10 protein-coding genes are annotated in these 12,375 nt (G+C 39.1%); 4 read left to right on the top strand and 6 right to left on the bottom strand.

Going from position 1 to position 12,375, the window contains the following annotated elements; genetic code table 11:
* Window positions 1–386 precede the first annotated feature (386 nt).
* Both MPH60_RS10835 and sigH read left to right on the top strand, forming a co-directional pair.
* Window positions 387–890 (top strand): DinB family protein, encoded by a 504-nt coding sequence (locus MPH60_RS10835; RefSeq protein WP_241588706.1) that lies wholly within the window; start codon window positions 387–389, stop codon window positions 888–890.
* A 619-nt stretch (window positions 891–1,509) separates the two neighbouring features.
* Window positions 1,510–2,160, top strand: a complete 651-nt coding sequence (gene sigH / locus MPH60_RS10830) for an RNA polymerase sporulation sigma factor SigH (RefSeq protein WP_241588705.1) — start codon at window positions 1,510–1,512, stop codon at window positions 2,158–2,160.
* Between the two features lie 243 nt (window positions 2,161–2,403).
* Here sigH and MPH60_RS10825 read toward each other — a convergent pair whose 3' ends face one another.
* Window positions 2,404–2,718, bottom strand: coding sequence for an iron-sulfur cluster biosynthesis family protein (locus MPH60_RS10825; RefSeq protein WP_241588704.1), 315 nt, complete (start codon window positions 2,716–2,718; stop codon window positions 2,404–2,406).
* A gap of 228 nt (window positions 2,719–2,946) precedes the next feature.
* Window positions 2,947–3,855 (bottom strand): LysR family transcriptional regulator, encoded by a 909-nt coding sequence (locus tag MPH60_RS10820; RefSeq protein ID WP_241588703.1) that lies wholly within the window; start codon window positions 3,853–3,855, stop codon window positions 2,947–2,949.
* A gap of 330 nt (window positions 3,856–4,185) precedes the next feature.
* On the opposite strand from MPH60_RS10820, the gene MPH60_RS10815 reads away from it, so the two are divergent.
* Both MPH60_RS10815 and cysI read left to right on the top strand, forming a co-directional pair.
* On the top strand, window positions 4,186–6,000 hold the full coding sequence (locus tag MPH60_RS10815) for an assimilatory sulfite reductase (NADPH) flavoprotein subunit (RefSeq protein ID WP_241588702.1): 1,815 nt from the start codon (window positions 4,186–4,188) through the stop codon (window positions 5,998–6,000).
* Between the two features lie 26 nt (window positions 6,001–6,026).
* Window positions 6,027–7,745, top strand: coding sequence for an assimilatory sulfite reductase (NADPH) hemoprotein subunit (gene cysI / locus MPH60_RS10810; protein ID WP_241588701.1), 1,719 nt, complete (start codon window positions 6,027–6,029; stop codon window positions 7,743–7,745).
* Window positions 7,746–7,902: 157 nt separating this feature from the next.
* Here cysI and MPH60_RS10805 read toward each other — a convergent pair whose 3' ends face one another.
* From MPH60_RS10805 to MPH60_RS10790, 4 genes are all read right to left on the bottom strand, one after another.
* Window positions 7,903–8,454, bottom strand: a complete 552-nt coding sequence (locus tag MPH60_RS10805) for a Rid family hydrolase (protein WP_241588700.1) — start codon at window positions 8,452–8,454, stop codon at window positions 7,903–7,905.
* A gap of 250 nt (window positions 8,455–8,704) precedes the next feature.
* On the bottom strand, window positions 8,705–9,790 hold the full coding sequence (locus MPH60_RS10800; protein WP_241588699.1) for a Ger(x)C family spore germination protein: 1,086 nt from the start codon (window positions 9,788–9,790) through the stop codon (window positions 8,705–8,707).
* A complete protein-coding gene (locus MPH60_RS10795; protein WP_241588698.1) occupies window positions 9,787–10,878 on the bottom strand; it encodes a GerAB/ArcD/ProY family transporter in 1,092 nt (363 codons plus the stop codon). Before MPH60_RS10795 ends, MPH60_RS10800 begins: the two co-directional genes overlap by 4 nt.
* A gap of 18 nt (window positions 10,879–10,896) precedes the next feature.
* Window positions 10,897–12,354 (bottom strand): spore germination protein, encoded by a 1,458-nt coding sequence (locus tag MPH60_RS10790; protein WP_336275361.1) that lies wholly within the window; start codon window positions 12,352–12,354, stop codon window positions 10,897–10,899.
* Between the last annotated feature and the right edge of the window lie 21 nt (window positions 12,355–12,375).

Here is a 12,375-nt window from a genome sequence, read left to right as displayed (position 1 = left end):
TTATTATAAAGTAGCGTTTCTTGTTGTGTATAGCTAGTAGTAGGATGATTTGTAGAGCATTGAACTTCCAAGTATAATTCGAATATTGGTCTGTAATTTTATGGGCGTGGGTTATCCATTACAATTCTTGAAGTATGGAAATACCAAAAATATGTTTTCTTTAGAAGTATTTAAAGGAAGCAAAAGTATCGTTCAACATTTTTTGTAACCGAAAACTCCAAGAAGCACAAAAATGAAGCCAATTTATATGTAAAGACAATGAGGTCAAAGCCTAAAAGTTTAATTTCAAAATGAACTGGATTGCATGAGGAATTTGTAATGAGGGAACGTATGTTTTATAATGTGCTTTGAGTAAGTAATTATCTATCGAAATAGGGAGGTATCATATGTATAGTACAATTTCTGATTTTATTAAAGAATGGAATAGAGAAGCCATACTGACTCAAAATGTTTTGGACGGTCTGACTGATGATTCCTTAGATCAACAAGTTTATCCCAAAGGTCGCACTTTAGGAAGAATTGCGTGGCATTTCACTACGAATATTCCAGATTATCTAGCTCATTTCGGGTTAAAGATAGACAGGATAGAAAGTTCGGAAAACGTTCCATCTTCAGCCCAGGAAATTGCTATCACTTTTAAAAATGTAAGTGCTCACGCAGCCAAAATAATTCAACAACAATGGACGGACGAATCCCTGGAGCAAATACAAGAAGCGTTTGGAAGACAGGAAACAAATGCATCCATCCTTATGGGGCTAATCAAGCATATTGTACATCATCGCGGACAAGTTACGGTTCTGATGCGTCAAGCCGGAATAAAACCTTATGGGGTTTATGGACCGCCAAAAGAAGATTGGATTCATCTAGGTGTGGAGAGTCCACCACTTTAATAACTTTTGCATGCTTAAGTAATGACCTTAACGAAGGGACATTTGCGAATAATTAAATCCCAGATCTCAATTTTATAACCGAATTGAGTAATATATTATAGCATCCTTTGAAGGGTGCTTTTTTATTTTGCCAAGAAGGGTTTAAATGAAACCTGCTAATTAGAGAAGATATTTTAAATGTCCTTTTTTTCGATTAAAACTATTAAAGTAAAAGGTGCAATAGATTCCAGTCTTTCCCTTTAAATAGGCTATGTTAAACCAGTATTGCAGAATAGTTCTTTAATCGTATTATTTATAATTATACTAGTATTAAGCTTCCGTATCCTGAACCCCCACGGTAATTGCCACAACCATCGGCACAACTATATCCTTCAATGATAAGGAGTTAAACAAAACGACTATAATGACGAGATCTTAACCAAATCAATGAAAGCTGACTGAAAGTGTATAGATATAGTGCAGGACTTATAAATATCAGTATTTTGTTGAAAAATGTCGTTATTTGCGAATATCATTATCGTCATTTCTGAGATATTATAATATTGAATGTACTTTAATACATTGAAGTGATAATGCAACTTATATGTCATGACTCAACTTAGTGAGTGGGGGAAAATAAATGAGTGTAATCATCGAGAAGAAACGAATGGAAAACTATGCTCATATGGAAGATGTAATATTGGTTGGGAAAATCCATAATGGTGATGAAGATGCACTGGACTTTTTAATCAAAAAATACAGATGTGTCGTTCAATCAAATGCTTTAAAGTATTTTTTAACGGGTGGAGATAAGGAAGACGTCTATCAGGAAGGGATGATTGGACTATATAAGGCCATTCGGGACTACAAGAATTGCAAAAAGTCATCTTTCAGATCATTTGCGGAACTGTGCATTACAAGACAAATCATAACAGCTGTTAAAGCGGCTATTTGCCAAAAGCATTCTCCCTTAAATAATTATGTTTCATTGTATAAGCCTATCTATCAAGAGGAGTCGGAACAGTGCCTAATTGATCTAATCGCTGAACAGAGACAAAATGACCCAGTCACGATCTTAATTAAATCAGAAGAAATTTGCGATATTGAGATAATTCTAACGGAAGTACTTAGTGAGTTGGAAAGTAGTGTTGTGGACTTGTACCTGGAAGGAAAAACTTATTTTGAAATATCAAAGGAATTGAATGTTCCAAAAAAGACGATTGATAATGCACTTCAGCGGGTAAAAAGAAAGTTGGAGCGGTACTTCGAGTCCAGGAGGTTGGAAGCATAATAACTACAATTCTTTAAATTTTCATTCATTATTATTTGCAACAACATCAAACGATTCAGTAATAAAGGATAAAAACAATAGTTCAATGCATTGATTCTGGTAATGGGGCTATTAGTGCAGTACTATCCTATGGAAAAATAAAAATAAAATTCCCTCTAGGTAATTGCCTATGATAAATTCCCTCAGTATAAACACAAAAAAGCCCAACTGATACAGAAGGGCTTTTACTATGTTCATTTTAAATCAATTCACTCTATTCAACTGGAGATTATATCTCAATGTTTCTTCGTCTGAATATAATTTGTATCCAAGTCCATCACTGTAGTTAAGAAAGACTTTTTCCGGAAGATGCTTTTTAGACTCACTTGATATTAAGATGGGGACCCCATCAATTAGGAATCTCTCATCATCTTCGTTCTTCTCATCAATTTTCAATTCGTGTTCCACATAAATCGAACAGCTTCCAATATAAATGGCTTCGATACGAACACCTTCATTGTCTTTATAATCCACTTTTACTAGTTGTTCAATCGCTGCTTCTTTAATCTCAATATTCATAAAACCCGCTCCCATACAAAATTGATATTATTTTTATCTATGCAAGGAAAACAAAAATCAATCCATGAAGAATCCTCTAGTTATTCATATACCCAATTGTTTATAAGTTCATGTGTATAGGAATGACAAGTTGGATTCACTCAGAAAGTTTTGTGAACATAAGCAACCTGTTAAACAGCCTGCTCCCCGATTTCCCAGTCTGTAATAAAACAGCATTCTTCGCAATGATCATCCTATCGTCTTTGCTTTCATGGGCCATTTTTTGTTTAATTCAGTTATAAAAGTCTTGACATTCTTTTTATCTTCCATAATTGGGGAATAGACGTACGAAAGTGTCCTGTTAAAGGATTCATTTTTTACCTGAATAATAGAAAGGATTTTATTTTGTACATCCCTTTCAATTACACTTCGGGAAAGCAGAGCCAGCCCTGCGCCGTTTTTTATAAGTGTTTCTTTAATTCCTTGATTACTGCTTATCGTGAGTATCGATTTAATTTTCAATCCATTGGAACGTATGACGTGGTTAAGGTATTCACGAGTACCCGATCCAACTTCCCTGGTTACCCATGCTTGGTCATGTAAATCAGTAATCTCCGCTTCGGCTTTATTAGCGAGTTCATGATTGTTAGAAGACACAATGAATAGCTCATCTTGCATGAATGGGTGAACAGAAAGCTCTTTTTCATTGGTTTGACCCTCGATTAAACCAATATCCACTTTGTATAGCCGAACGGCTTGAACGATCTCTTCCGTGTTTCCAATTACGACTTGAAGTTCAAGTTCTGGATAGTCCTCTTGAAGGTCAATGAGTAAAGAAGGAAGGATATACTCTCCTATTGTAAAACTTGCCCCTATCTTTAATTCGCCTTTGATGGAACTATCGTGTTCCTGAATGTCTTGTCTGGTCTGTTCATAGATTGTGATCATTTGCTTTGCCCGGTCATAAAGAATTTCTCCCGTCAAGGTGACTTTTAGGAATTTAGGAGAACGGAGAAACAATTTCGTTTGGAACTCTTCTTCCAATTTTTTTATATGTAAACTAACACTCGGTTGGGACATAAGAAGCATTTCTGCTGTTTTTGTAAAATTCTTGACCTCCACAAGGGTCACGAATGTTTTTAGAGCATCATAGTACATAGAAATTTCTCCTTATTATTAATATTCTTAATAGTTATAATAAATTATATATATTTTACTAATGATGTGACTTCCAGTAAAGTTTTAATGAGAAACTTATTTTAGGAAGAGTATAGGCTGGGGATGGCTATTGTCCTTTATAACCTTATTTTTTTATTTGTTGCGTGCTATGAACCTATATGACCATTTTTTTTTGCAGTTAAAACCGACTTGGTCTATAGGAGTAAACGAGTTAATTAATTTATTAATGGATATAAAAATGTTTAAACCCACTCGTTATACATAATAGTCAACTAAGATAAGTTAATATCCCTTTGTGAGGTGGAAATCGTGCAACTTCAGGTAAGTAACAGTCCCTTTAATCAAGAGCAGGCAGAGCTCCTTAACAGCCTGCTGCCGGGCTTGACAGAAACACAAAAAATTTGGTTGAGCGGTTATCTGACTGCATCTTTGTCAGTTTCGAATACGAGTTCAGCCGACGCCCCTGTATTGGAAGCTCAAAGCGGCGGGAAGACAATATCAAAAGAGGTCACTATTCTTTTTGGTTCACAGACGGGTAATGCTCAAGGGCTGGCAGAAAATGCGGCGAGTAAGCTTGAGGGTAATGGCTTTCACGTTACCATTTCATCCATGAGTGACTTTAAAGTCAACAATTTGAAAAAAATCGAAAATCTTCTGATTGCCGTTAGCACGCATGGAGAAGGTGATCCGCCGGATAATTCATTGTCCTTCCATGAGTACCTTCATGGCAGGAGGGCACCAAGCCTTGAAGGTCTCCGCTTTTCGGTATTGGCGCTAGGGGACAGCTCATATGAGTTTTTCTGTGAAACGGGAAAACAATTCGATAAACGCTTGGAAGAACTTGGCGGAACACGGTTATTTCCGAGAATGGACTGTGACCTAGATTATGATGAGCCTGCTAGCGAATGGCTGGAAGGAGTACTTTCTAGTTTAAGTGAAGGGGAAGTCAGTCCTGCTGCTGCAGTTCCCGAAACAAAAGCTTCTGTTGGTGAACAAACGTATTCGAGAACAAATCCGTTTAAGGCGGAAGTGTTGGAAAATATAAATTTGAACGGACGTGGCTCCAATAAAGAGACACATCACCTTGAGTTATCTCTTGAGGGCTCAGGTCTTGCATTTGAACCTGGTGACAGTCTTGGTGTTTATCCGAAAAATGATTCGGGTTTAGTCGATATGCTTCTTACGGAACTCAATTGGGACCCTGAAGAAACCGTGCAGGTCAATAAGCAGGGAGAGCTTCGACAGCTTAGGGAATCGCTCATCTCCGATTTTGAGATTACGGTATTGACAAAATCGCTCATTGAACAAGCGGCACAGCTTTCAGGTAATGAGGATTTAAAGGAACTTATAGAGCCTGGTAATGAAGAAAGGTTAAAAGAATATCGTGATGGCCGTGATTTGCTTGATTTTGTCCGTGATTTTGGCTCATGGGGTGAATCGGCGCAAGAGTTCGTATCGATACTCCGGAAAATGCCAGCCCGTCTATATTCGATTGCGAATAGCTTATCCGCATATCCGGATGAAGTGCATTTGACTATCGGAGCTGTCCGGTATGAAAGTCACGGACGAGAAAGGAACGGTGTCTGCTCCATTTTATGTGCGGACAGATTACAGCCAGGGGATACGCTGCCCGTTTACATTCAGCATAACCAGAACTTCAAGCAGCCGGAGAACCCGGACACTCCAATTATCATGGTTGGACCGGGAACGGGCATTGCTCCATTCAGATCCTTTATCCAGGATCGCGAAGAAGCTGAAGCGAAAGGAAAAACGTGGCTCTTTTACGGCGATCAGCATTTCGTGACGGATTTCCTTTATCAGACCGAATGGCAAAAGTGGTTGAAAACAGGTGTACTTACGAAAATGGATGTTGCCTTTTCACGAGATACGGATGAAAAAGTGTATGTTCAAAACCGGATGCGCGAGCACAGCGCGGAATTATACGAATGGCTTCAAGAAGGGGCAGCTGTATACATTTGTGGTGATGAGAAAAACATGGCACATGATGTCCATAATACGCTTATTGAGATCATTGAAAAAGAAGGTAATGTGAGCCATGCTGATGCTAAGGCTTATCTTGAAGAAATGCAACAGAATAAACGTTATCAACGTGATGTGTACTGAAATTTGGATGAAAAGGAGATAACGACATGGTGAAAACACTATTAAAAGCACCAGAAGGCCCGCCAAGTGATGTTGAGCAAATTAAAGAAAAAAGCGATTATTTGCGAGGTACACTTGGAAAAGTGATGCAGGATCGCATCAGCGCCGGTATTCCGGATGATGACAATCGATTAATGAAACATCACGGCAGCTATTTGCAGGATGACCGGGATCTGCGTAATGAGCGTCAAAAACAAAAACTGGAGCCTGCCTATCAGTTTATGTTGCGTGTCCGCATGGCCGGCGGGGTAGCACAGCCTTCTCAATGGCTTGTTATGGATGACCTCGCTCAGAAATACGGTAACGGAACTTTGAAATTGACAACAAGACAGACGTTTCAAATGCATGGTATTTTAAAATGGAATATGAAAAAAACCATACAGGAAATCCATGCTTCCATGCTGGATACAATCGCTGCATGCGGAGATGTAAACCGGAACGTAATGTGCAATTCGATTCCATTTCAATCCGAAATCCATTCCGAAGTATATGAATGGTCGAAAAAATTGAGTGATTATCTCTTGCCGCGTACAAGGGCGTACCATGAAATCTGGCTAGATGAAGAAAAAGTGGTTGGTACTCCTGAAGTGGAGGAAGTCGAACCAATGTACGGAAAGCTTTATTTGCCAAGGAAGTTTAAAATAGGCATAGCCGTCCCTCCATCCAATGACATTGATGTTTACTCCCAGGATCTTGGCTTCATAGCAATTGTTGAAAATGGTAACCTTGTCGGTTTTAATGTGGCAATCGGCGGCGGAATGGGAATGACCCACGGTGACAAGGCGACATATCCCCAACTAGCAAAGGTAATCGGCTTTTGCCAGCCAGACAAAATACTCGATGTGGCTGAAAAAATCATTACGATTCAGCGAGATTACGGGAACCGATCCGTAAGGAAAAATGCTCGGTTCAAGTATACGGTAGACCGGCTTGGGCTTGAAGCGGTAAAGGCTGAACTGGAAAATCGTTTAGGCTGGAAGCTGGAGGAAAAGAGAACTTATCATTTTGACAATAATGGTGACCGCTATGGATGGGTAAAAGGGATGCAAGGAAAATGGCATTTTACATTATTTGTCGAGGGTGGCCGAATTGCCGATATCAATGATTACAAGCTGATGACCGGTTTGCGCGAAATCGCAAAGATCCATACAGGTGATTTCCGTTTGACAGCCAATCAAAACCTTATCATTGCAGATGTGTCTAGTCAGAAAAAGAAAAGGATCATAGAATTGCTTGAAACATACGGTTTGACGGATGGTGCACATCATTCGGCGCTCCGACGCAGCTCGATTGCATGTGTTGCGCTTCCAACATGCGGGTTGGCAATGGCCGAAGCAGAGCGTTATTTGCCGGTTCTGCTTGATAAAATAGAGACCATCGTTGATGAAAACGGACTGAGGAACGAAGAAATCACGATTCGCATGACCGGTTGTCCGAATGGATGTGCCCGGCATGCACTCGGGGAAATTGGTTTTATCGGTAAGGCACCTGGCAAATATAATATGTATCTCGGTGCGGCATTCGACGGAAGCCGGTTAAGTAAAATGTACCGTGAAAACATCGGTGAAGAAGAGATTTTAAAAGAGCTGCGTGTACTTCTTTCCCGGTATGCAAAAGAACGTCAGCAAGGAGAGCATTTCGGCGACTTCGTCATCAATGCAGGCATTGTCAAAGAAGTGACGGATGGAACGAATTTTCATGATTGATTAAAACAAACGAGAGACAATAGAAGTTTGGTATGCTCAACGTTCAAATTGTACAGTCTGTGAGACAGGAATAACTTCCTGTCTCTTGGACATTCATAGGTTTTCCGGTGTGCCTGGAACACTTGTATTTTCAATCATGAACATATACACCTATTGTCTATTTATTTGTCTTGCTGTTATTTTTATAGGCTACTTCTGCTTCAATCTCAATGAGAAAATCCGGCGAAACGAGACTTTCAACACCTACTGTTGAACGAGCTGTTTTCACTGGATTTTCTTTCGTATTAAAGAACAGAGCATAGGCATCGAACCAGCCTTGATAGTCTTGTGCACCATCTTTGTTTGGATCTGGCGCGACATACACACGTAGAAATGTTACATCAGCGAGAGAAAGTCCTTTTGTTTTCAAATCTGCTTTTAATTTCTCTAGAATTCCGATTGCCTGCTTTTCTGTATTGCCATATCTCTCATAAGTCGTTTCTCCATCCTTGTTTAAAAGAGGAGCCACTGTTCCGCTAAACAATATCCGGTTATAACTTTGAGGTACAGCAACGGAACTGGAAATCGCAGAAGTTGGGGACCCAAAGAAGGTCACTTTATCCGATTTCAATTCATCTTGTTCGTTTTCTGCGGAAGCAAAAGAGAATCCTGCATTTAAACTTATACCTAATACTGAGGCAGCGATGATCGATTTCATTGGTGTTTTCATAAAGTCAGCTCCTGTTATTTATGTAACGACGATAGGTAAATGAAATTAGTCCTGCTTTAGAAGGGACTTTACCTTCTTTTAAAAATTCTTCATGAATCCGGTTAACCACAATTCGTGCTCTTTCAAAAGCACCTGCCAAGTCAACCAGTTAAATTACTCAGCTGTTCACAAGCACCTTTATGACTCATTTAATATGAAAGTAGTTTTTGCGATAAAGATTCAGAATAGTAAATGGCCCATCGACCATTTATTATTCTGAAACCCCAGTTTGGATGATGTTAACTTTAGTTTCTATATTAATGTCCATCACCGGATAAATCTTTTTCCATTGTTCATAGGTCATTTTTTTATTTTTGGCGTGATATTTTTCCTTCAGGCCTATCGGATCAAGGGATTTTTTCTGAAAATCTTTCATAAGACGGTTTGCTTGCTTGGTTAAATCAGCTTCCATTTCCTTTTCAATTTTTTTTATCATCTTTCTATTGGTTAGGTTTTCACTTCGCATGGATTCCTTGATTTGTCCTTTGATGTTGATCTTAATCGTAATCGAGGGATTTTTCTCTGATTCGGATACTTCATAACTTGAACCGCTTCGGATACTTTCCACTACGATATCGCTTTTTTTCTTATCTTTTAATTTGAATTTGTATATTCCCCGCCTATGATGTTGAACTAATGTCTTAAAAATGAACATATCACCGGTTCGGACTTTCGTGACCATCTTATCTTCATGAAACAGAGCCACTCCAGAAACCGAAACTTCATTATTAATCAATTTAAATAAAGGAAGATACGCATCGCCGCCAGTTTCTAGAGCGTTTCCTAAAAAAAGATGGAGGTTAGTATCCGGACCGTTCCCTGTTTCATTTTGTTGATTGATTAAATCCGATAAATAGATTCCAATATTCACATTCGTATTTGGTGGTTTCGTATTGATGACATTCTTGACCTTTCCTTCAACGATGGTCAAAATCACCCTGTTTCCAAGTTGTGGCTCACGGTAGAGATAATCGGTCAGTTCTGTTATTCCGATTTCACGTACCATTTTCTCGCTAAATAAAATGATGCGTGTCTGTCCAAGCAATACCGGCTTATCCGCTTTTTTGGAAACGACAGCCTGAACATCACTCGTTGTCGTCGATGTTCCAGTTAAAATTTGATATTTGCCCATTTTGTCCTGTTGGAAGATGGGGATGACGAACAATCCCTCGACATTACCATTCTTCAGTATATCGTAGCCAATGGCCTGGGACATATTTACTTCATCAACCACCCTTGGCTGGGCGCAGCTGCAAAGGAGGGGGAAAGCCAAGATAACAAGAAATAATTTTCTCATATACGTTTCCTCATTTTCTTTATATAGATGATGACCAAAAGAAAAGGCAAGTACAAAATAAGGAAGAGCACGCCGTATGGATCGATTATCTTATTCAAGATATATAGGGAATCGATATCAAAAACAAATATATTGGTAATCAGGATAATAATCGACATCCCCCATAATGGATACTTTTGCTGAACATTGAATAAACGCTTGAAGGCTCGGGTTGCTGCCCACAAGGCGATGGTCATGTTAGGTATGATTACGATGGCCCACCAAGAAACATCTATGTATTCAAATCGCTGGATAAAGGGCAATTCGACAATGCTGGTCAGTGACAGTGTCGGCCATATAGTCAGTTCCAACTGTTTTTGTGAATAAAAAACAAGTGAAACCAAATAAACGAATACGGTCATTAAGGTTGTCGTTAAGGCCCCGCCATGAGCATATTTTTGTGAAGTTTTAGCATCTTTGATGAACGGGTAATACATCAGGATCATTTCAAATCCAAGCATCGTTAATGAAGTGCTTCTGGTTCCTTTCAATATATCCAATGGAGTGTGGTGGAAAACAGGAAGCAAATTGGTGAATTCAGAATATTTCATGGCATAGAATAGGACAAATAAAAGCCAGTATGTCAACATGACGCTTAAAAAGGCAATACCTGTAATGGTTCGGAATCCTCCCGTATGAATATAATAAATCAAGACCAGGAAGACCACTGAAAACGCCCAAGATGGTACCTCTTCAAACATCCATACATGTATGACATTTATATAGCTATTCATGACAGTCATCCCAAGGATCAAAAAGTAAAGAATGAATAATAGACTGAAGAAATTCCCCATCCATTTTCCAAATGCTTGATTATTTGCAGAAATGATATCACCAGGAACGATGCTGAAGATTTTATATATGACCCAAATCATTATATGAACGATCAGGCCAGCTAGCAGTATCGAGATCCAGCCATCCGTTCCCGTTGACTTCGCTAAAACTCTTTGAAAACTCAAAACGCCTACTCCTGTTTGCATGGCATGCACTAAAAAAAACACATAGAACGGTGATACTTTATACTTTTCATTAACTCCAGCTTGGTTCATATAGGACCCTCATTTAGATCATTCATTAAAATCATTTTTTTTGATTCTTGCTTTTTTTGGCTGTGGCTGTCTGGATATATCATCTGGACGTAAATTTACAGGCCGCGATTTGAAAAGATTAAAAGGAAGCCGAACAAAGCTGTCTTTCCAATCTTGCATGCGAAATGGGTATATCGGTTCGAGGTATGGGTGTCCCATTGACGTTAATTTGATAAGGTGGGTCATCAAAAACACGGCTGCTATGGTAATGCCCAGCAGCCCCCAAATTTGGGCCCCGATTAAGAAGGGGAACCGCAGCAGCCGAATGGCATTCCCCATTTTATAAATGGGAGTAACAAATGATGCCAATGCCGAGAGGGCAACGATGATCAATAAGATATTACTGGTCAAACCAGCTACAACGGCTGCTTGACCGATAACGATACCGCCGACGATACCTAATGTCTGACCTACCTTTGTTGGCAGCCTGGCAGCCGCTTCACGTAATAACTCAATGGAAATCTCCAGGAATAATGCTTCGATCAATGGCTGAAAAGGTATTAAGTTCCTTGAAGTGACGATCGTTTCCAAAAGATCTTTAGGAATCAGTTCATAATGATAGGTCAGCACGGCTACATAAATGGGAGTGGCAAATATGGAAAAAGCGACCGCGAAGATCCTTAATAAACGGAAAGCAGATGCCGGAATCCACGGCATATTATAATCTTCCATCGTGATAAAGTATTCCAACAAAATGGTTGGAGTAATAAGTGCAGAAGACGACCTATCGATTAACAGGGCTACTTTACCTTCAGCCAATGCACTTGCGATGCGATCAGGCCTTTCCGTATTTAGAAAAAGGGGAAACAAGGTATTTGAATTATCATATAGCATTTGTGCGAGATAGGACCCGTCCAATATTTCATCAAACTCTACGTCATTGATCCTTTGGATAACATTATCAACATTTTCCTGATCAACGATTCCTTCTATCGATAAAACTGCCACTTTCGTTTTAGACAAGTATCCCACAGTCATTTCACATACTTGCAATCCAGGGACAGGAAGTCTTTTTCTGACTAAATTCAGATTGATATCAAGATCCTCGACAAATGCTTCTTGAGCACTTATGATTCCAAATTCAAGTTCAGGTTTCTCAACTTGTCTTCCTTGTTGGGCCGCAACATTGATTAATAGGCATTCATCAAGATTTCCATCTAAACGAAGTGCAATTTCTCCTCTCATGATTCTATCTTCAATTACAACTTTGGTACTGGTGATCAGTGTATTTTCAATAGGAACGTTTTCTTTTATTTGCTCCAAATTTATCGTTTCCAGAGTAGGTATGACAGAAAGAACACTTTCATGAAGTACCTGTGCATCGATCAAAGAGCGATAAAAAGAGACCCAATAGCCTATGCCATTAAATGTTCCTTGATGGTTAATGAAATCAGTGGATGAAGATAGGGTATTGAATAGATCCCTTACTTCCGAAATCGTATGTAATTCATCATTTTT

The sequence above is a fragment of the Peribacillus sp. Aquil_B1 genome (assembly GCF_022603275.1).
GTDB lineage: Bacteria > Bacillota > Bacilli > Bacillales > DSM-1321 > Peribacillus.
The sequence above is the reverse complement of the archived record's forward strand: the minus strand, read 5'-3'. Positions and strand labels throughout refer to the sequence as shown.